General features: G+C 57.5%; 19 protein-coding genes. 5 read left to right on the forward strand and 14 right to left on the reverse strand.

Features of this window, described 5'->3' with window-relative positions; all coding sequences use genetic code 11:
- Positions 1–3: 3 nt before the first annotated feature.
- The 9 genes from ACR0AH_RS14475 to ACR0AH_RS14515 all read right to left on the reverse strand — a co-directional run bounded on the left by ACR0AH_RS14475 (position 4) and on the right by ACR0AH_RS14515 (position 6,906).
- A complete protein-coding gene (locus ACR0AH_RS14475) occupies positions 4–1,533 on the reverse strand; it encodes an ABC transporter ATP-binding protein (protein WP_170395839.1) in 1,530 nt (509 codons plus the stop codon).
- Positions 1,534–1,614: 81 nt separating this feature from the next.
- Positions 1,615–2,613: a BMP family lipoprotein gene (locus ACR0AH_RS14480; protein ID WP_170395841.1), complete on the reverse strand. Its 999-nt coding sequence runs from the start codon at positions 2,611–2,613 to the stop codon at positions 1,615–1,617.
- Between the two features lie 135 nt (positions 2,614–2,748).
- The gene (locus tag ACR0AH_RS14485) at positions 2,749–3,180 is read right to left on the reverse strand and encodes a GNAT family N-acetyltransferase (RefSeq protein WP_480592474.1); all 432 of its coding nucleotides are present in this window, start codon (positions 3,178–3,180) and stop codon (positions 2,749–2,751) included.
- A complete protein-coding gene (gene tsaB, locus ACR0AH_RS14490) occupies positions 3,177–3,767 on the reverse strand; it encodes a tRNA (adenosine(37)-N6)-threonylcarbamoyltransferase complex dimerization subunit type 1 TsaB (protein ID WP_480592476.1) in 591 nt (196 codons plus the stop codon). The genes ACR0AH_RS14485 and tsaB overlap by 4 nt, the downstream gene beginning before the upstream one ends.
- Entirely contained in the window at positions 3,757–4,320 is a 564-nt protein-coding gene (locus ACR0AH_RS14495; protein WP_170395847.1) for a NifU family protein, read from the reverse strand. Before ACR0AH_RS14495 ends, tsaB begins: the two co-directional genes overlap by 11 nt.
- Before the next feature lie 69 nt (positions 4,321–4,389).
- Positions 4,390–4,983: a 2-hydroxychromene-2-carboxylate isomerase gene (locus ACR0AH_RS14500; protein ID WP_170776382.1), complete on the reverse strand. Its 594-nt coding sequence runs from the start codon at positions 4,981–4,983 to the stop codon at positions 4,390–4,392.
- 9 nt (positions 4,984–4,992) lie between these two features.
- Complete coding sequence (locus ACR0AH_RS14505) at positions 4,993–5,448, reverse strand: universal stress protein (RefSeq protein ID WP_170733589.1); 456 nt, start codon at positions 5,446–5,448, stop codon at positions 4,993–4,995.
- 73 nt (positions 5,449–5,521) lie between these two features.
- The gene (locus ACR0AH_RS14510; RefSeq protein ID WP_170408316.1) at positions 5,522–6,385 is read right to left on the reverse strand and encodes a branched-chain amino acid aminotransferase; all 864 of its coding nucleotides are present in this window, start codon (positions 6,383–6,385) and stop codon (positions 5,522–5,524) included.
- A 59-nt stretch (positions 6,386–6,444) separates the two neighbouring features.
- On the reverse strand, positions 6,445–6,906 hold the full coding sequence (locus ACR0AH_RS14515; protein ID WP_170408315.1) for an Lrp/AsnC family transcriptional regulator: 462 nt from the start codon (positions 6,904–6,906) through the stop codon (positions 6,445–6,447).
- A gap of 129 nt (positions 6,907–7,035) precedes the next feature.
- On the opposite strand from ACR0AH_RS14515, the gene ACR0AH_RS14520 reads away from it, so the two are divergent.
- Positions 7,036–8,085 carry a Glu/Leu/Phe/Val dehydrogenase dimerization domain-containing protein gene (locus tag ACR0AH_RS14520; RefSeq protein ID WP_170395855.1) on the forward strand — a complete coding sequence of 350 codons (1,050 nt, stop codon included), beginning with the start codon at positions 7,036–7,038 and terminating at the stop codon, positions 8,083–8,085.
- Positions 8,086–8,151: 66 nt separating this feature from the next.
- On the opposite strand, the gene trpS is transcribed toward ACR0AH_RS14520, so the two are convergent.
- Positions 8,152–9,180 carry a tryptophan--tRNA ligase gene (gene trpS / locus ACR0AH_RS14525; protein ID WP_170408313.1) on the reverse strand — a complete coding sequence of 343 codons (1,029 nt, stop codon included), beginning with the start codon at positions 9,178–9,180 and terminating at the stop codon, positions 8,152–8,154.
- An 86-nt stretch (positions 9,181–9,266) separates the two neighbouring features.
- On the opposite strand from trpS, the gene ACR0AH_RS14530 reads away from it, so the two are divergent.
- Positions 9,267–9,953, forward strand: a complete 687-nt coding sequence (locus tag ACR0AH_RS14530) for a rhomboid family intramembrane serine protease (protein WP_170423757.1) — start codon at positions 9,267–9,269, stop codon at positions 9,951–9,953.
- 6 nt (positions 9,954–9,959) lie between these two features.
- Here the strand turns inward: ACR0AH_RS14530 and murJ are convergent, their stop codons facing one another.
- From murJ to ACR0AH_RS14545, 3 genes are read right to left on the reverse strand one after another with little or no spacing between them, the layout of a single operon-like run.
- Positions 9,960–11,501 (reverse strand): murein biosynthesis integral membrane protein MurJ, encoded by a 1,542-nt coding sequence (gene murJ, locus ACR0AH_RS14535; protein WP_170802379.1) that lies wholly within the window; start codon positions 11,499–11,501, stop codon positions 9,960–9,962.
- Complete coding sequence (locus ACR0AH_RS14540) at positions 11,498–14,317, reverse strand: [protein-PII] uridylyltransferase (RefSeq protein WP_170408311.1); 2,820 nt, start codon at positions 14,315–14,317, stop codon at positions 11,498–11,500. The genes murJ and ACR0AH_RS14540 overlap by 4 nt, the downstream gene beginning before the upstream one ends.
- Complete coding sequence (locus tag ACR0AH_RS14545) at positions 14,277–15,449, reverse strand: penicillin-binding protein activator (RefSeq protein WP_170395865.1); 1,173 nt, start codon at positions 15,447–15,449, stop codon at positions 14,277–14,279. Before ACR0AH_RS14545 ends, ACR0AH_RS14540 begins: the two co-directional genes overlap by 41 nt.
- An 87-nt stretch (positions 15,450–15,536) precedes the next feature.
- Here ACR0AH_RS14545 and rsmI point away from each other — a divergent pair, with 87 nt between their 5' ends.
- The 3 genes from rsmI to gshB all read left to right on the forward strand — a co-directional run bounded on the left by rsmI (position 15,537) and on the right by gshB (position 17,761).
- Positions 15,537–16,394 (forward strand): 16S rRNA (cytidine(1402)-2'-O)-methyltransferase, encoded by an 858-nt coding sequence (rsmI, locus tag ACR0AH_RS14550; RefSeq protein ID WP_170626156.1) that lies wholly within the window; start codon positions 15,537–15,539, stop codon positions 16,392–16,394.
- 1 nt (position 16,395) lies between these two features.
- Positions 16,396–16,767 carry a YraN family protein gene (locus tag ACR0AH_RS14555; RefSeq protein WP_170395869.1) on the forward strand — a complete coding sequence of 124 codons (372 nt, stop codon included), beginning with the start codon at positions 16,396–16,398 and terminating at the stop codon, positions 16,765–16,767.
- Between the two features lie 61 nt (positions 16,768–16,828).
- Positions 16,829–17,761: a glutathione synthase gene (gshB, locus tag ACR0AH_RS14560; protein WP_170733596.1), complete on the forward strand. Its 933-nt coding sequence runs from the start codon at positions 16,829–16,831 to the stop codon at positions 17,759–17,761.
- Here gshB and ACR0AH_RS14565 read toward each other — a convergent pair.
- Entirely contained in the window at positions 17,758–19,272 is a 1,515-nt protein-coding gene (locus tag ACR0AH_RS14565; protein ID WP_170733597.1) for a YifB family Mg chelatase-like AAA ATPase, read from the reverse strand. The genes gshB and ACR0AH_RS14565 overlap by 4 nt on opposite strands.
- Between the last annotated feature and the right edge of the window lie 2 nt (positions 19,273–19,274).

Genomic DNA, 19,274 nt, shown 5'->3' on the forward strand with positions numbered 1-19,274 from the left:
GGTTCAGGCGGCCTCTCCTGCAACACCGGCCATCAGCAGGCCCAGTTCTTTTTCATCCGTCTCGGCGGGCAGACGCTCGCCCATGATATGTCCGTCAAACATAACCGCGATCCGGTCCGAGAGTGAGAAGATCTCTTCCAGCTCGACCGAGACCAGCAAGATTGCTTTGCCCTGATCCCTCAAGGCGACGATCTGTTTGTGAATGAACTCGATGGCACCGATATCCACGCCGCGTGTGGGCTGGCCCACCAGCAGCAGATCGGGATTGCGCTCGATTTCTCGTGCAACGACGATTTTCTGTTGATTGCCGCCCGAGAAGCTTTTTGCCGTCAGCCAGCCATTGGGCGGGCGTACGTCGAACTTCTCGATCTTGGCTTCGGTGTCGGCACGCAGGGCGGCGTTGTCCATGAACAGCCCGCGTTTGTAAGCAGGGTCGCGGTGGTAGCCGAAAGCCACGTTCTCCCACGCGTGAAAATCCATGATCAGACCTTCGCGCTGCCGATCCTCGGGGACATGAGCGATATGTCGGGCGCGTCGCGCTTGCCCGTCCGATCCGGGGCCGTGCAACGCCAGAGGTTCGCCGTTCAGTTTGATCGAGCCTACCCCGGGTCGCATACCGCCCAAAACTTCAAGCAGTTCGGACTGCCCGTTGCCAGCAACGCCCGCGATGCCAACGATTTCACCCGCACGAACGGTTAGGTCGATGCCTTTGACACGCTCGACACCGGCCGAATCGGTGACGCTGAGGTTTTCGATTTCCAGAACCGGTTTGCCCGGCTGTGCAGGCACCTTATCAACCTGTAGCAAGACCTTGCGGCCAACCATCAATTCGGCCAGTGCCTGCGGATTGGTGTCAGCTGTTTTGACGGTGGCGGTCATCTCACCGCGGCGCATAACCGAAACCGTATCGGTGTTCTCCATGATTTCGCGCAGCTTGTGCGTGATCACGATGATTGTTTTACCCTCGGACCGCAGCCGGTCGAGAATGCGAAACAGCTGGTCCGCCTCGGCAGGGGTAAGAACGCCCGTGGGTTCGTCCAGAATCAGAATTTCGGCCTTGCGGTAGAGCGCCTTGAGAATCTCAACCCGCTGCTGCATGCCCACACCGATCTCATCGATGCGTTTGTCAGGGTCGACGAAAAGTTCGTATTCTTCTTCTAGGTCTTTCAGCTCTTTCCGGGCTTTCGCCAGCGACGGAGCTAACAGCCCACCGTCTTCCGCACCCAGAACGATGTTTTCCAGAACGGTGAAATTCTCGACAAGTTTGAAATGCTGAAACACCATCCCGATGCCCGAGGCGATCGCCGCCTGGCTGTCAGGGATGTCGGTCTTGGTGCCGTTGATCCAGATTTCGCCTTTGTCGGCTTTGTAAAATCCGTAGAGGATGCTCATCAGCGTGGATTTGCCCGCTCCGTTTTCACCGATGATCCCGTGGATCGCTCCGCGGGCGACGCTGATGGAAATATCTTTATTAGCCTGAACCGGCCCAAAGGCTTTGGAAATCCCTTTGAGTTCAATGGCGGGGACGGTCATATCTTGTCCTTGGGTTGCCGAAAGGGCCGCATGCGGCAGAGTGGTGCAGGGCGGAGGCCATGGCCCCCGCCCCCAGTTACATCAGAACTGCAGTGCAGGGCAGCTGTCGTTCTCGTAGTAGCTGACAACGCTTACGTTGCCATCGATGATGTCGCGACGGGCACTTTCAATGGCCGAGCTCATTTCTTCGCTCACCAGTTCCGCGTTGTTTTCATCCATCGCAACGCCAACGCCATCTTGTGCAAGACCCATGGTGTAAACACCGGTCTGGACGTCTTCGCCAGCTTTCATGGCGTCATATACAGCAACGTCCACACGCTTGAGCATCGAGGTCAGGACCTTGCCCGGGTGCAGGTGGTTCTGGTTGCTATCGACACCGATTGACAGGATGCCTTCGTCGGCTGCGGTTTGCAGAACGCCAACACCGGTACCGCCCGCAGCGGCGTAAATCACGTCAGCACCCTGGCTGATCTGTGCTTTGGTCAACTCCGAGCCCTTCACCGGGTCGTTCCATGCTGCAGGGGTGGTGCCTGTCATATTGGCAACAACGTTGATGTCCGGGTTCACGGACTTCGCGCCTTGTGCATAACCACAACCAAAGTGGCGGATCAGAGGGATATCCATACCACCGATAAAGCCCACCGTGCCGGATTGGGACGCCATCGCCGCCATCATGCCGACCAGGTATGATCCTTCATGTTCGGCAAATCCTATCTGGCGAATGTTCGGGGCTTCCAGCCAGGTCACGTCGACCGCAACGAATTTGGTATCCGGATAGTCACCTGCCACTGCAGCCAATGGATCGGCCATGGCGAAGCCCATTGTGATAATCGGGTTTGCGCCTGCTTCGGCAAAGCGGCGAAGCGCCTGTTCGCGTTGCGCTTCCGACTGAAGCTCGATCTCGCGATAGCTTTTGCCGGTCTGTTCCGCCCAACGCTGAGCGCCATTATGCGCGGCTTCGTTGAACGATTTGTCGAACTTGCCACCCAGATCAAAGATAAGGGCCGGTTCTGCCATAGCAGCACCTGCTGTTAGTGCAACCGCAGCGGCTGCGCCCATCAAGGATTTCATAAATGTCATTTGTTACTCCCGTTGGCTGTTATCGGTCCGGGGCTTAATCGCCCGGTACCCACTCAGAGCGAGCATACCTGTTGTGATGGCGGGAATTGAAGCTGTTTGCAACAGCTTCGGTCAACACATTTTTGACCATATGGTCTAAAAAAGCGAATATTTTTCGCTCAAGGGGCGTTCCATGACGATCGCATCGGCGTTTGGGCCACTTTTGCGATGATAATAGGCTGCGCGATTGCCGCATGGCGTGTATCCGCAGGTTTGGTACAGAGAGATCGCCGAATGGTTATCTGAGGCAACGTCCAGAAATGCACGGATTGCACCGAGTTCTCGTGCCTTGGCGTGCCAGTCTGCCATGATGCGCCGCGCCAGCCCGCGTCTTTGGTAGTCTGGACGTGTCGCGATCGTGAGCAGCTCGGCCTCTTCACCGATCACTTGAATGACGGCAAAAGACCGTTTGTCGCCAACAACATGGGTAAAGCGATTGGCGATCAGATTGCTGAATTCTTCAGCGCTCCACGGACGTGACTGTGTGAAGGCTGCGGCGTGGGTTTCTGCCATGTCCTGTGGTGTCATTCGTCCAAAAGCACCGGTGGTACATCGCTGGAAGGGGCTGCATCTGCAGGGCGGACATAAAGCGGAGCAGGTGGCGCTTGAACTGTCGTCCAACGACCAGCAGCCACCTGGGCGATCGCACGGGCCTGCTGTTCTGGGTCCTCGCAGAAATACAAGGGACCAATATCGTCAGCGGCATGACGTGAGGTTAGGTAAGGCGCGCGCCCCTTAGGCTGCACATAAACCTGATCGCGCGGTGCAGCTATCGCCGGGAGATGCCCGTCGGGCGCAATTTCCGCAACTGCATCAAACCCCGACACCCCGACCGCCGGCACACCAAGCCCAAGCGCCAACCCGCGCGCTGCGGATACCGAGATTCGGATGCCGGTGAAATTCCCGGGGCCGATTCCGACGGCGATCGTATCAAGGTGCCGCCATGTGCAATTGTTCCGGGTCAGGATTTCTTCAAGCAAGGGTATCAACCGTTCCGCCTGCCCACGAGTCATCGCCTCGGCGTGCGATGCGATAATCTTGCCCTCTCGCAGCAAAGCGGCCGCGCAATGCGCGGCCGATGTATCGAATGCCAAAATCGTCGGTTCAGACGGCAACAGGGCGAACCTCGGTCACTTCGGGGATGTAGTGACGCAACAGGTTCTCGATCCCCATTTTCAGCGTTAGGGTCGAGGACGGACAGCCCGCGCAGGCTCCCTGCATGTGCAGATAAACAACGCCGCGGTCGAAGCCGTGGAAGGTGATGTCACCGCCGTCCTGAGCCACAGCAGGACGCACGCGGCTATCCAGCAGATCTTTGATCTGGTTGACAATCTCTGCATCTTCACCGGTGTGTTCAGCGTGGCCCGAGGCGGTCTCTGCGCCTGCGCCCATAACCGGTTGGCCGGACTGGTAATGCTCCATCACAGCGCCGAGAATTGCGGGCTTGATGTGATCCCACTGCACGTCATCAGATTTGGTTACCGTGACAAAATCGTTGCCGAAGAACACGCCTGTTACGCCGTTTACACCGAAAATGCGTTTGGCGAGCGGTGATTTTTCTGCAGCGTCGGCGCTTGGAAAATCAGCGGTGCCTGCTTCCAGAACCGTCTGGCCGGGTAGGAATTTTAGTGTGGCCGGGTTGGGTGTGGATTCGGTTTGAATGAACATGGCGCGGCTCCGTCTAAGATGCACCTGATATGCGCGTCCGTGCGGGGGAAGTCAAGATTTGGAACCGTTCTAAATTGCGGCGGCGTAAGAAATCGCATCATCCAGACGATCATCACCCCAGAATAGCTCGTCCCCAATAACGAAACTCGGCGCACCAAAGATGTGTTTAGCCTTGGCCTGAGTAACTTGCTCGAACAAGGCAGCCTTGATCGCGGGGTCGCTTATCCGATCCATCAGATCAGTCGAAACGCCAGATTTGGTAAGGCACTCAACCAGAACCGCCGGATTCGATATATCACGACCGGAACCAAACTGCGCAGAATAGACAGTGCGTACAAAGGCTGCCCGTTGATCAGCTGGTTCGATCGCCAGCGCTAGCCTTGCTGCTTTCAAGCTGTTTTGCGGAAATGGCTCGGGCCGCCGAAATGGTAAATCGCGCGCGGCGCAAAGCCGTTCCATGTCTCGCCACATGTACCGACCTTTTGCCGGGTAGAGGTTGAACGGCGAGTTGTTCCATCCCTGTTCAGCAAAGATCGGCCCCAGAAGGAATGGGTGCCATTCTATGGCAACTCCATATTCCGAAGCCGCCTGCTGGATACGCATCGCGCTGAGATAAGAATAGGTCGATGCGAAGTCGAACCAGAACTGCAGCTTCGCGGACATAAATTCACCTCAGGTGATGGCTTCCAGCTTCTCTTTGCTCAGATCGCCGGGCACGATGGTAATAGGAATGGGCAAGCTTCCAGAGTTCCGGGTCAGTTGCGTCACCAACGGTCCGGGGCCTTTTTTGTCGGTACCTGCACCCAGAACCAATACGCCGATCTCGGCATCGGATTGGACATGTTCAATGATTTCGGCCACCGGATCGCCTTCACGGATTGCCAATTCGGGCTCGACACCCTGTTTGTCGCGCATCCATTTGGCGAACACCTCGAAATGGGCGTGAATACGTTCACGCGCTTCTTCGCGCATCACCTCGGCAACACCGATCCAGTGGTTGAATTCGTCCGGTGGAATTACCGAAAGAACCGTAACCCCGCCGCCAGTATGTGCCGCACGCATAGCGGCAAAGCGCATGGCGTTCAGGCATTCACGGCTGTCGTCCAGAACGACTAGGAACTTGCGCATGTTTGTCCTCGTTTGTTTTCGGGATCATGCCCCACAGGGTAAGCAGTGGCAACTGAAACAGAAAAGGAGCAGATCAGCAATTGCTTGCAGCCCAATCCCAGTACATCTCGCGTGTGCGACGGGCGATTGGGCCCACCTGATACTGGGTGTCATCCAGCGCGGTGATTGGCGTCACTTTGCTCATGTTACCGCTCATGAACACTTCGTCCGCGTCGTGAAAGTCATCGAAACTCAGCACGGTTTCATGCACGGTTACCCCGTCGGCGCGCAGGTTTTTAATATGCCGCGCGCGTGTAATCCCGGCCAAGAATGTCCCATTGGGGATTGGAGTAAAAACCTCACCATCGCGCGCCATGAAGATATTTGCGGTCGCAGTCTCGGCCACATGCCCCATCGCGTCGGCCACAAGGGCGTTCGAAAAGCCCTTGCTGCGTGCCTCCTGCAACATCCGGGCATTGTTCGGATACAGGCACCCTGCCTTTGCATTGACCACAGCGGATTCCAGGACAGGACGGCGGAACCGAGTGGTTGTCAGCGTCGCCGAGGCGGTTTCGGGTGCCATTGGGATTTCTTCAAGACAGATGGCAAAGCCAGTGCTGTTTTCCTGAGGGACGATGGCGGTGTGATCCCCGTCGATGCCCCAATACATGGGGCGAATGTAAACGGCGGTGTCTGGTGCGTAACTCTGTAACCCTTCGTAAACCAGATCGACCATCTGTTCGGTTGTTACAGAAGGTGTCAGCATCAGCGCCTCGGCTGAACGGTTCACGCGGGCACAATGGGCATCCAGATCCGGGGTCATTCCATCAAAGTACCGGGCACCGTCAAACACCGATGAGCCCAGCCATGCGCCATGGTCAGCAGCGCGCATGATCGGTGCGTCCCCGTCATGCCATTGGCCGTTGAAATAGGTGCGGATGTTTTTGCCGACTGCCATTGCGCCCTCCCTCAAGCTTCGGGGAAACCTAGGTTGGGGCTGACGCAAGGTCCAGCAGATTATCCGTGATGCTGGGGCAGCGCTTCGCGTTTGACCATTGTGCGCAAAGCGAAGTTTGATCGTAGGTTTCGAATGCCCGAAATTTTCATAAGCCGGTTTTCCAGAAATGCATCAAACGCATTGAGGTCTTTGGCAACCACGCGCAGCAGAATGTCGCGTGATCCGGTCATGAGGTAGCATTCCATCACCTCGTCGCAGCGACGAATGGCCTTTTCGAAGGAATCGATGGCGTTGCGATCCTGTTTCTCCAACTCTACAGACACAAAGATTGTGACGCCGAATCCAAGCCGCTCGGGGTCGACCTGTGCGGCGTAGCCGGTGATAATCCCGTCCCGCTGCAGCCGATCCAAACGCCGTGCGCAGGGTGTCGGGGACAGCCCGACATGCTCCGCCAAATCAATGACAGTCATACGGCCATCGTTTTGAAGGGCGCGGACTATCTTGGAATCGATATCATCCATGGCGAAAAACTCCACAAAAGTTTTCAATTTTAGATGTTAGCACCAAAAATTTCCCTAATATAGTGACAAAAGGGTGAAAATCACTCGACGATAGGTGGCAAACTCTCGGAAGCATTCCGGAGGAGAAGAATGGACATCACCATCGTAGACGCGCCAGAGCACGAGCGCGTGGTCGAATTCAAAGATAACTCACTTGGTCTATTGGGCTACATCGCGATCCACTCAACGCAACGTGGCCCCGCTGCGGGCGGTGTGCGCATGCGCCCTTATGGCCACCCAGCCGAGGCCCTGGACGATGCTTTGCGACTGGCAAGGGGCATGACGTTCAAGAACGCCGCGGCAGATCTGCCGCTCGGGGGAGGCAAGGCTGTCATTATCGGGGATCCTCATGAGGATAAATCACCTGAACTTTTGCAGGCCTTTGGGCGCGTGATTCAAGGTTTGAACGGTCTGTACTGGACGGCAGAAGATATGGGTATGACGCCTGCAGATATGGCGCATATCGGGTCTGAAACCGAATTTGTGGCTGGGCTGGCGGAAGGTGAGTTCGCCAGCGGTGATCCGTCTCCGATAACGGCGCGCGGGATATTCAATGCTATCCGGGTGACAGCGCAGCACCGGTTCAGGCTTTCTGGCCTTAAAGGCCTGACGGTATCGGTTCAGGGTCTTGGCCATGTAGGCGAGCATTTGTGCCAGTTGTTGCACGATTCTGGTGCGCAGTTAATCGTAACTGACATCGACACCCGGCAAGCGGCCCGCGTGGCCGAACGGTTTGCGGCACGGGTCGTTGCACCCGATGCGATCTACGGCGTTGAAGCGGATATCTTTGCGCCTTGTGCGATCGGCGGCATCCTGAACGAAACGAGTATTCCATTACTGAAAGTCGGCGCTGTGGCCGGAGGGGCAAATAATCAGTTGTCCAGCGATCGGGACGCGCAGTTGCTCCACGAGCGTGGCATTCTTTACGCCCCTGACTTCGTCGCCAATGGCGGTGGTATCGTGAATGTGGCGACGGAAATCCTCCGTGTCGCAGAGCGTGAAGCTTGGGTCGCCGGTAGGTTGCAGGCGCTGGAGCAGACGATGGATCGCATCCTGACACGGGCCAAAGCCGAAGCGGTCAGCCCGCACGAAGTTGCGGAATCCATCGTGCACGAGATGCTGAGCCTGCAGGCGGCATAAGAGCCGACGGAACGAAAAACGCCGCCCGAGAAAGGGCGGCGTTCTTTTTGGATTGCGATCGCGTGGTCAGGACTTGCCCGCACCGACCATCCCTACAATCTCGTAGGTCTGCTGCAGAATCGGGGCCGCGATTGCACGTGCCCGTTCAGCACCTCGGGCGAGAATCTGATCAATCTCGGCCTCTTCGCCCATCAGGCGCGCCATTTCGGTTGAAATGGGCGAGAGTTTCGAGACCGCAAGTTCTGCCAACAATGGCTTGAACTCACCGAATTGCTTCCCGCCGACCTCAGCCAGCACTTGTGCGGCCGTCTGGTCGCTAAGCGCGGCATAGATATTCACCAGATTGCGCGCCTCGGGACGGTCTTCAAGGCCATCGACCTCCGATGGCAAAGCGTCCGGATCGGTCTTGGCTTTACGGATCTTCTTGGCGATGGCGTCGGCATCATCGGTCATGTTGATCCGCGTCATATCAGACGGGTCTGACGACGACATCTTCCGGGACCCGTCACGCAGGTTCATCACACGGGGCGCAGGCCCACCGATGACCGGTTCGGTTACCGGAAAGAAATCGACGCCATAGTCATGGTTGAACTTGATTGCGATGTCGCGCGTCAGTTCCAGATGTTGCTTCTGGTCTTCACCAACAGGCACATGGGTCGCGTGATAGACCAGAATGTCTGCCGCCATCAGGGCAGGATAGGCGAACAGACCCAGCGAAGCATTCTGCGCATTCTTACCGGCCTTGTCCTTGAACTGTGTCATTCGCTGCATCCAGCCGATACGGGCGATGCAGTTGAAGATCCATGCCAGCTGTGTGTGCTCGGGCACCTGGCTCTGATTGAACAGGATGGATTTCTCGGGATCCAGACCAGCGGCAATGAACCCCGCGCAAACTTCGCGGGTCTTTTCACGCAGACGATCCGGATCTTGCCAGACAGTAATCGCGTGGAGGTCGACCATGCAGTAGACGGTCTCGTATTCCGGCCCCTGCATATCCACGAAACGTTTAAGTGCACCCAGGTAATTACCCAAGTGCAGGTTTCCTGAAGGCTGGATGCCGGAAAACACGCGCGGCGTGAATTGGGTCTCGGTCATCGAAGGAAACTCCTGTCTGGAAAAATCAGCCCCCGTCGCTTACCCATGAGGCCAAGGGACGTCAACAGCCGCGAAAGGCCAGCCCAATGAGCAGTGAGCATTATACACCGCCCGTGAACCCTCTGCCGCCGGTCGTGGTGGCGCTGGTTCTGTTCATCATCGGGATTGAACTGATCTTCTTGCTTGGCAGCAGGGGCTTGGTCGGAGGGCCGACTGCTGTTGGTTGGCGCTTGGATGCGTTGCAGCAATATACCTTTTCGCCCGATATATTCGATTGGATGGTCCAGAACGGGCGCTGGCCGTTCGAACATGTGATCCGCTTTGTCACATATCCCTTTGTTCAGGCCAATTTCACACAAGCTGTGTTTGTCTGCGTGTTTGTTCTGGCGATGGGGAAGATGGTGGCTGAGGTCTTTGGCAGCGTCGCCATGCTGATCATATTCGTCTTGTCCGGTGTCGGCGGAGCGTTGGCCTATGCGGTGCTGTTGAACCCGCCATATCCATTGGTTGGTGGGTTTCCTCCGGTCTACGGGCTAATCGGTGCGTTCACGTGGTTGCTATGGCGCAAGCTTTCTCTGGTGGGTGAAAACCAATCGCGCGCATTCAGCCTGATCGCGGTTCTTATGGGCATTCAGTTGCTGTTCGGTCTGATCTTCGGTGGGACCTCGGATTGGGTCGCCGATCTGGGCGGTTTTGCCACCGGGTTTGGTTTGTCTTTCTTTCTGGCTCCGGGTGGATGGGCGCGTATCCTTAGCAAAACCCGGCGGGATTGATGCGCTTTAGCTACGGCGCAGCGCTGTTCGGAATTCCGAAATCCTGAAGGCCCCCAAGAGGTGCCCCAAAAGGAAGTAGGCCACCGCCGCAGTTACAATGAGCACGATCAGCGCAAGGTAACGCCAGCCTGGTACGCCGAACGTCCAGCCGAAGAGGTTAATGGCCGTAAACAACACCACCCCCATGCCAGCCGATGCCGCCACGACCCGCCAGATCCGCTGTTTGAACCGGTCATCAAATCGGGCTTCGTCGCCCATTCTGCGCGCGCCGATTGCAAGCAGCGCAACCATGGCCCAGCCAGCAGTCGACGCTGCGATTGCGGGCGCAATCCACCCGACAATGGGATAAAGCCCAAAGGCAAGTCCGGCATTCACCACCATCGCAACCACTGCGTATCGAAACGGTGATTTGGTATCTTCGCGGGCGAAGAACAACGGTTGCAGCAGCTTTTGCAGCATGAATGCGGGCAGCCCGATACCATAGATGGCCACGGCCAAGGCGGTCGCCGCTGTATCTTCGGCGCTGAACTGGCCGCGTTGGAACAGGACCGAGACCAACGGGCCGGGGATGATCATAAAGGCAACTGTCGAAGGCAAGGTCAGCAGCAGAGTAAACTCTCCGGCTCTTGAAAAGGCGTTGCGTGCTCCATCTTTGTCGTCTGCGCGCAGGCGGCGCGACAGGTCGGGTAACAGCACGATGCCGACGGCAATGCCAACCACTCCGAGCGGCAGTTGATACAAACGATCTGCGGCAAACAGCCAACTGACTGCCTTTTCGGTTTTTGATGCCACAAGCTGTCCGACTACAAGATTGACTTGCGTTACGCCCATGGCCAACGCCGCAGGAACCGCGATCCGCACCATGCGGCGCATTTCCGGGCTGAGCTTTGGCCGACCGAGCCGAATGCGAATTCCGGCGCGTTCAGTCGCAATCCAGACAAGCGCCAATTGCGCGATGCCTGCGACTGGGATGACCGCGATGAGCCAGCGTATGATTTCTCCACCAGATATCGCGCCAAAGATTAACGCGGAGCAGGCGAATATGTTCAGCAGCACAGGAGCGGCGGCTGCAGCGGCGAAGCGTCCGGTTGCGTTCAATACTCCGGAAAACAGCGCAGCGAGGGACATAAACAGGATGTAGGGGAACACGACGTAACCATAATCCACCGCCAGATCGAAGCGTTCATCGCCATAGAATCCTTCGGCGGTTATCCAAACCAACGCGGGCATGAAGACCATCGCCAGACCGACTAGCGCCAACACCGCCACCGCCAACAGGTTAAACGCATCCTGTGCGAAACCTTCGGCGTCTTCACCGCCTTCAAGGCGTTTTGAAAACATTGGAACAAAGGCTGCGTTGAATGCGCCCTCGGCAAAGAAGCGGCGGAACATATTGGGTAGTCGGAAGGCTGCGACGAAAGCGTCCATCACCGGTCCGGGCCCGATATAAGCGGTCAGCAGGATTTCCCGCAAAAAGCCCAGAATGCGGCTTGCCAAGGTCCAGAACCCAACGGTGAAAAAGCCCGAAATCAGGCGGATCGGCTTCATGATGCGGCCCGCTCGGCACCTTCGGTGATGGCCGCGCGCAGCTTGGCTTCCAACCCGCGTTGCTTGGCCTCAGAGTGGTATTTCAGGCCGAACATATCCTTGACATAGAACGTGTCGACCACCTGTTCGCCATAGGTGGCGATCACTGCGTTCGCGATATAGACATTGGCGGCTGCCATCGTGCGCGTCAAATCATATAGCAGTCCGGGCCGGTCGCGGGTGTCGACTTCGATGATCGTGTAAATCTCTGAACCTTCGTTGTCGAAGGTGATATGGGTCGGGACGTTGAAGGCGCGTTCGCGCTTCTTGATCTTGTCGCGGGATTTCAATGCGTCCCGTGCGACAACCTCACCCCTGAGTGTCTTGTGAATCATCTGGGTCAGCCGAGGCAGGCGCGTAGCCTCGAAGGGATGGCCCTCGGCGTCCTGAACCCAGAACGCATCAGTTACATATCCGTCTTTCGTCGTATAGCTGCGGGCATCAACCACGTTGGCTCCTACAAGGGCAAGTGCCCCCGCTATGCGAGAAAAAATACCCGGATGATCACCCATGGCAAAGCACGCGCGGGTGGCGTCGCGATCCTCATCCGGATGCAGTCGGATTTCTACGGCACCCGGATCGCCGCTGTCCTCCAGCGATTTCAACATTTCCGCGAATTCGACATGTGTCGAAAGGTTCAGTCCCTGCCAATACGGATCATAATGCCGCCCGGTTTCGGTTTTCAGGTCAGATTTGGACCAGTTTTCCAATTCGGCCCGCAACCGCTTTTTCGCCCCATCTCCACGATTGGCTCGGTTAAGCGCCTCCATCCCGGATTCCAGTGCGTGTTTGGTGTCAGCATGCAAAGCGCGCAGCAATGTAGCCTTCCAGTTGTTCCAGGTCGTTGGTCCGACACCGCGGATGTCACAGACTGTCAGCACCGTCAGCAAGTCCAGCCGTTTGACGGTTGCAACAGCTTTCGCGAAATCGCGGATTGTGCGCGGGTCTGAGATGTCGCGTTTTTGCGCCATATCGGACATCAGCAAGTGATAGCGTACAAGCCATTCGACGGTTTCCGAATCCGCCTTGCTCAGCCCTAATCGTGGCGCCACTTTGCGCGCGATTTGCGCACCCAGAATTGAATGATCTTCGGGGCGTCCTTTGCCGATGTCGTGCAGCAACAGAGCCACGTATAGAACCTTTCGGCTAACACCACCCTCCAGGATGGATGACGCCAAGGGCAGTTCCTCGATTAACTCTCCTCGCTCGATCTGCGCCAAATTGACGATGCACTGGATCGTATGCTCGTCCACCGTATAGCTGTGATACATATTGAACTGCATCATCGCCACGATGTGCTCAAACTCGGGCAAAAAGGCTGACAGAACCCCCAACTCGTTCATGCGTCGCAGGGCACGTTCGGGGTTGCCGTGTTTCAGCATTAGATCAAGAAAGATGCGCCGCGCCTCTTTGTCGTTGCGCATCTCATCGTCGATCAGGTTCAGGTTGGCCGTTACCAACCGCATTGCGTCGGGATGGATCAGCATACCCGTGCGCAAACCCTCTTCGAACAACCGTAACAGGTTGACCTTGTCTGACAGGAACGTGTCAGGGTCCGCGATATCCAGACGGCCATGGACCACGCGGTAACCGGCCTTGACGCGGGGGCGACGGCGGAAAATACGTTCCAGCAAGGCCGCGCCCTTCATGTGCGAGGCTTCCAGTTTGGTCAGGAAAATCCGTGTCAATTCGCCCACACGGGTGGCTTCGCGGAAATAGCGTTGCATGAACACCTCGACGGCGCGCCGACCGGCGCGGTCTTGATATCCCATACGATCGGCCACCTCGACCTGCAGATCGAAGGTCAGTTGTTCCGTCGCGCGGCCCGTCACCAGATGCAAATGAGACCTGACGGCCCAGAGGAATTCTTCGGCTTGCGCGAACTCGTCAAACTCTTCGGGCGTAAAGAGGCCCATAGGGACCAATTCGGCCACATCCGTTACGCCATAGATATATTTTGCGATCCAGTAGAGCGATTGCAGGTCGCGCAAGCCGCCCTTGCCCTCTTTGACATTGGGTTCGACCATATAGCGTTCACCCTGCTTCAGGTGCCGCTCATCGCGCTCTTTCAGCTTGGCTTCGATAAATTCCCGCTCGGTGCCTTTGAAAAGATCGGTCTTCAGGCGCGCTTCAAGTTCTTGCGCAAGGGGCTGATCCCCGACGAGATACCGTTGTTCCAGCATGGCGGTACGGATGGTGAAGTCATCGGCCCCCAGACGCAGGCAATCTTTGATCGTGCGTGAAGAGTGACCGACCTTCAGCCGCAGATCCCAGAGAATATAGAGCATGGATTCGATCACGCTCTCGGCCCAGGCGGTGATTTTGTACGGCGTCAGAAAAAGCAGATCTACATCGGATGACGGGGCCATCTCACCCCGGCCATAACCTCCCACTGCCAGCACGGCGATTTTCTCGCCTTGCGTGGGATTTGCCAGCGGATGCAGATGCTCGCTGGCGATGCGCATCGCTGTGCCGACCATCTGGTCCGTCAGATAGGTATAGGAATGCGTCAGCGGCAGTGCATCAAATGGGCGCTCGGCAAAGGCGTCCGCAATCGCCTTGCGGCCTGTCTTTTGCGCCTCTCGCAGTATGCGCACCGTCTCGGCGCGCAAGGCTGCGTTGTCCGAACTGTTTTCAACAGCGGCGGACAGGTTGGCATTGACCTCGGCGTTGTTAAAAATCTCGTCAGCCGCGCAGATCAGATTGACATCGGGCGCAGAGCCCTGCGCCGGTCGATTAGAATCCGGCGCCAGAGAAGCTTTGTGGGGCAGGGTCAATCACAACCACCTGTTTGTTCTGGATCGTGGCAACAGCCAGACCGCGTTCGTTCGTACCGTTCGGCCGCAGGCGGAAAATACCGCCGACACCCTGAAAACCGGCGTTCTGGGTTAATGCTGCACCTGTCAACGCGTTCGATTTGCCCTGGCTAACCAAGGCTCCGATCGCAGCGATTCCGTCATAGGCAAGCCCGCTGATCGGGTGTGGTGCCTCACCGTAGGTGTTGTTGTAACGCTGGCGATACGCCTGTGCCTTTGCCGGATCGGGAAGTGCGAACCAGCCACCTTGTACGCCAGGCAATTCCAGCGTTTGGGCTGGAATATCCCAACGTGTCAGGCCGATATACTGAGTTGTCGCAGGAGACACACCAGCCTCGGGCAACAACTGGCTGTAAAGCGGCAGCGCGCCTGCGGTTGTCGCGGTCAGGAAAATCGAATCTGCGCCGGTCGAATCGACCGTTGCTTTAATCGCCGAAACAGAATCGATCACGCCCTGCTGAGACCGGTCATATCCAACTGTGCCCGCATTGTTGACGCGGCTGTTGCTGAGCGCGGCAGCGATGGCAGACTGGCCTAGCTGGCCCGCTGAGTCATTGCTGTGCACAATGACAGTACTGTTTTTACCCTGCTGTCCGGCGTAGTTCACCAGCCTGTTGGCCGTGTTCTGGAAAGTGGGGCCAAGCACATAGACATTGCCGCCCGCAATGCTGGTGTTGTTCGAGAAGGACAGCACGTTCACATTGTTGTTTAGCACCGCAAGTCCTGCCGCGTTTGCGGCTTGTGCGTACACTGGCCCAAGAATGATCTTGGCCCCGTCCGCTACAGCTTGCTGTGCAACCGCCGAGGCCGTTCCGGCATTGCCGGCCGTGTCGTAGACGCGCAGATCAATCTTGACGTTCGGCAAATCCGCTATAGCCAGCCGCGCTGCGTTCTCAAGACTACGGGCAAGGGCCGCATCGCCAGACTGAGGTGATCCGCTTGGGACCAACAGGGCCACCGGAACCGGGTCAGAGGTGTCGATCGAGGGGCCTCCGCTGATGCCGCCGACTTCACAGGCGGCCAGAAAAGCGGCCGTGGCCAGTACTATGGCGGATTTCGCCAGTTTGCGTGCGGGCTTGCAAACGGTAAACATCTAAAAGAAAACTCCCTGATCCGGCGTCTGAGGGCACCTTGGTCTATTGAACCGCGATAATAAACGTCACGCTGTGAGGGTCCAGCTTTGAATTTCCAAAAGATCAGATTGGCCGCTGGGCTGTACTTTATTGCCACCCCAATCGGGACGGCACGCGATATTACGCTCAGGGCGCTCGATGTTTTGGCCTCGGCGGACATGATTGCTGCCGAAGATACACGCAGCTTGCGACGTTTGATGGAAATCCATGGCGTGCCGCTCGAAGGGCGCCGTATATTGGCCTATCACGATCACAGCGGCGCGGGCGCGCGGGGCAAAATACTTGAGGCGCTGGAACAAGGGCAATCGGTGGCTTACGCGTCCGAGGCGGGAATGCCGCTGATCGCCGATCCCGGCTATGATTTGGGCCGTCAGGCGGCTGAGGCTGGGCACAACGTGACATGTGCTCCGGGACCGTCTGCTGTTTTGACGGCGCTGACATTGGCGGGGCTTCCCACGGATGCATTTTTCTTTGCCGGGTTCTTGCCCAATGCCTCTGGCGCACGGCGTTCACGAATCGAATCCCTGCGCAGCGTCCCCGGAACGCTTGTCTTCTATGAATCGCCGAAGCGCGTGGCTGCCTGCCTCTCTGATCTCGCGGATATTTTGGGTGGAGACCGACAGGCGGCCCTGTGCCGTGAACTCACCAAAAAGTTTGAAGAAACTCGCCGAGGGACGCTCGCTGATCTGGCAACAGAGTACGAGGGCGCATCGGTAAAGGGCGAGGTGGTTCTGCTTGTGGATCGCGCCCATTCGCAATCTGTTAAGGACTCTGACGTAGAAGAGGCATTGATAAAAGCTTTGCAAACGCATTCGGTGCGTGATGCGGCAGATTTGGTGTCAGAGATGTTCAGCCTGCCGCGCCGCCCGATCTATCAGATGGCTCTGAAGCTGGGAAAGGGATGATATGGCACAGAGATCCGTTCGGGGTTCTGTATCTTATCACGCTGGACAATCCGCCGAACTTTGCGTGGCCGCCGAATACGTGCGCCGGGGTTATTCAATCGCAAGACGCAGGTGGCGCGGTGCTGGCGGTGAAATAGATCTGATCGCGCGCAACGCAGATGGGTTGGTCTTCATTGAGGTTAAGAAAAGCCGTAGTTTTGACCGTGCAGCCGCTCGGATTAGTCGCCGACAGATGGATCGAATTTGCGCATCCGCTGCCCAGTTTCTTGAACAGGAGCCTGCTGGTCAGCTGACGAATACTCGGTTTGATGCGGCACTGGTTGATGACACTGGAACTGTTCAAATCATCGAAAACGCCTTTGGTTTGGACTGACCCCCATTGAACCCGTCAAGCCTCTGCGCCATGTATCGAGCGTGGAATTGAGGGATACACCATGAAGATCGCCTTTCAGATGGACCCAATCGGGGCCGTGGATATCAACGCCGACAGCTCTTTCCGTCTGGCAGAAGAGGCTCAGGTGCGCGGCCACCAGCTGTTTTTTTATGGCCCGGATCAACTGGCTTACCAGGAAGGCAAGACCACGGCGCGCGGCCATGACATGACGGTGCAACGAGTCGCTGGCAACCCGGCAGTGTTGGGCCCTGAGCGTGAAGTGGACCTTGCTGAATTTGATGTCGTCTGGCTGCGCCAAGACCCCCCGTTTGACATGCACTACATCACCTCGACCCATTTGCTTGACCGGCTAAAGGGGCAGGCCCTGGTGGTTAACGATCCGTTTTGGGTGCGAAACTATCCCGAAAAGCTGCTGGTTCTGGATTTCCCTGAACTGACTCCGCCCACCACGATTGCGCGGGATTTGCGAACCATCAAGGCGTTCAAGGAAAAGCATGGCGATATCATCCTCAAGCCGCTTTACGGCAACGGAGGTGCTGGCGTGTTCCGTCTTGATGCGAATGACCGCAACCTGACATCGCTACATGAGCTGTTCACCGGCTTTTCTCGTGAGCCATTGATTGCGCAGAAATTCCTGCCGGACGTGCGCAATGGCGACAAGCGGGTCATACTAGTCGATGGTGAGCCGGTGGGCGCCATCAACCGCGTTCCGGCTGAGGGCGAGACCCGCTCGAACATGCATGTGGGCGGGCGCCCCGAGAAAATCGGCCTGTCCGAGCGAGATATGGAAATCTGCGCTGCGATTGGACCGTTATTGAAGGAACGTGGTCAGATCTTTGTGGGGATCGATGTAATTGGCGACTACCTGACCGAGATCAACGTGACCTCACCCACTGGTATTCAGGAGCTTGAGCGCTTCAATGGCGTGAACATCGCCGAGAAAATCTGGCAAGCGATTGAGGCGAAACTTTAAGCTCCTGCTTTGGCGCTGATGCGAAAGCTCAGCGCCTCTGCGACATGGGGGCGGCGCACATCCGGCTCACCTTCGAGGTCGGCAATGGTGCGGGCCACGCGTAGGATGCGGTGAAAGGCGCGGGCCGACAGGCCAAAGCGTTCCGCGGCTTTCAGTAATAGTTCTTTGCCCTGGGCATCAGGGGCGGCGATTTCTTCCAGCACATTGCCTTCGACATCTGCGTTTTGACGGGTATTTGGCGTGTCGCGAAAGCGATCTGCTTGTATGGCGCGCGCCGCTTCGACCCGCTCTGCGACGGTCGCAGAGCTGTCGCCGGTAGGCGGCAGGTCGAGATCGGTAAATCCGACCGGAGGGACTTCGATGCGCAGATCGAACCGGTCCACCAACGGCCCTGAGATACGCCCCAAGTAATCCTCGCCACAGACCGGTGCGCGTGAACAGGCGCGGGACGGGTCCGTCAGGTATCCGCATTTGCACGGGTTCGCGGCGGCTACCAGCATAAAGCGGCATGGGTATTTCACATGGGCGTTGGCGCGGGCGACCATTACCTTGCCGGTTTCAATAGGTTGGCGCAGGGTTTCTAAAACTGTGCGCGGAAATTCGGGAAACTCGTCCATGAACAGGACGCCGTTATGCGCCAGTGAAATCTCACCGGGTTTCGCGCCTTTGCCACCGCCCACGATCGCGGCCATCGAAGCGGTATGGTGCGGCTCGCGAAACGGTCTGGCGCGGCTGATGCCACCTTCGTCCAGTAAGCCGCAAAGCGACTGGATCATCGATGTCTCTAAAGCTTCGACCGGGCTCAGAGGCGGCAAAATACTCGGCAGACGCGCCGCCAGCATGGATTTGCCGGAACCCGGTGTCCCGATCATGATCAAATGATGCCGCCCGGCTGCGGCGATTTCCAAGGCGCGTTTGGCGCGCTCTTGCCCCTTCACGTCCCGCAGGTCCCGTGCGTTGGGTGATAGTTTCACTTCGCCCGGTGTCGCAGCGGGCAGCGCAGACTGACCGGTAAAGTGCCTTACTACATCCCCCAACGAGCCCGCTCCGATCACCTGCGTGGCATCCACCCACGCGGCTTCGGCGCTCGAGGCGCTGGGACAAAGCAAGCTGCGATCATCGGCGGCTGCTGTCATGGCAGCGGGCAGCGCGCCGACGACGGGTACCAGAGAACCATCCAAAGACAACTCGCCCAACGCGACAGCGCCCTCGGCAGCATCCGCTGGGATGATTTCCAACGCAGTCAACAAAGCGACGGCGATAGGCAGGTCGAAATGGCTGCCCTCTTTGGGCAGATCGGCAGGCGAAAGGTTAATCGTGATCCGTTTCGACGGCAGCGCGATCGCCATCGAACTTAGCGCGCTGCGTACCCGGTCCCGTGCTTCGGAGACTGCCTTGTCAGGCAATCCCACGATGGAAAAGGCCGGAAGGCCCGGTGAGACGGCGCATTGCACCTCGACCGGGCGGGCATCGACTCCTTGAAAGGCAACAGTGTGGGCGCGGGCGACCATGG

Source organism: Ruegeria sp. AM5, assembly GCF_056540645.1.

What these genes read in the sequence shown, in the direction of transcription:
- ACR0AH_RS14475 (WP_170395839.1), bottom strand. Translation starts at nt 1,533, where the DNA reads ATGACCGTCCCCGCCATTGAACTCAAAGGGATTTCCAAAGCCTTTGGG.
- ACR0AH_RS14480 (WP_170395841.1), bottom strand. Translation starts at nt 2,613, where the DNA reads ATGACATTTATGAAATCCTTGATGGGCGCAGCCGCTGCGGTTGCACTA.
- ACR0AH_RS14485 (WP_480592474.1), bottom strand. Translation starts at nt 3,180, where the DNA reads ATGACACCACAGGACATGGCAGAAACCCACGCCGCAGCCTTCACACAG.
- ACR0AH_RS14495 (WP_170395847.1), bottom strand. Translation starts at nt 4,320, where the DNA reads ATGTTCATTCAAACCGAATCCACACCCAACCCGGCCACACTAAAATTC.
- ACR0AH_RS14500 (WP_170776382.1), bottom strand. Translation starts at nt 4,983, where the DNA reads ATGTCCGCGAAGCTGCAGTTCTGGTTCGACTTCGCATCGACCTATTCT.
- ACR0AH_RS14505 (WP_170733589.1), bottom strand. Translation starts at nt 5,448, where the DNA reads ATGCGCAAGTTCCTAGTCGTTCTGGACGACAGCCGTGAATGCCTGAAC.
- ACR0AH_RS14510 (WP_170408316.1), bottom strand. Translation starts at nt 6,385, where the DNA reads ATGGCAGTCGGCAAAAACATCCGCACCTATTTCAACGGCCAATGGCAT.
- ACR0AH_RS14515 (WP_170408315.1), bottom strand. Translation starts at nt 6,906, where the DNA reads ATGGATGATATCGATTCCAAGATAGTCCGCGCCCTTCAAAACGATGGC.
- ACR0AH_RS14520 (WP_170395855.1), top strand. Translation starts at nt 7,036, where the DNA reads ATGGACATCACCATCGTAGACGCGCCAGAGCACGAGCGCGTGGTCGAA.
- trpS (WP_170408313.1), bottom strand. Translation starts at nt 9,180, where the DNA reads ATGACCGAGACCCAATTCACGCCGCGCGTGTTTTCCGGCATCCAGCCT.
- ACR0AH_RS14530 (WP_170423757.1), top strand. Translation starts at nt 9,267, where the DNA reads ATGAGCAGTGAGCATTATACACCGCCCGTGAACCCTCTGCCGCCGGTC.
- murJ (WP_170802379.1), bottom strand. Translation starts at nt 11,501, where the DNA reads ATGAAGCCGATCCGCCTGATTTCGGGCTTTTTCACCGTTGGGTTCTGG.
- ACR0AH_RS14545 (WP_170395865.1), bottom strand. Translation starts at nt 15,449, where the DNA reads ATGTTTACCGTTTGCAAGCCCGCACGCAAACTGGCGAAATCCGCCATA.
- ACR0AH_RS14555 (WP_170395869.1), top strand. Translation starts at nt 16,396, where the DNA reads ATGGCACAGAGATCCGTTCGGGGTTCTGTATCTTATCACGCTGGACAA.
- gshB (WP_170733596.1), top strand. Translation starts at nt 16,829, where the DNA reads ATGAAGATCGCCTTTCAGATGGACCCAATCGGGGCCGTGGATATCAAC.
- ACR0AH_RS14565 (WP_170733597.1), bottom strand. Translation starts at nt 19,272, where the DNA reads ATGGTCGCCCGCGCCCACACTGTTGCCTTTCAAGGAGTCGATGCCCGC.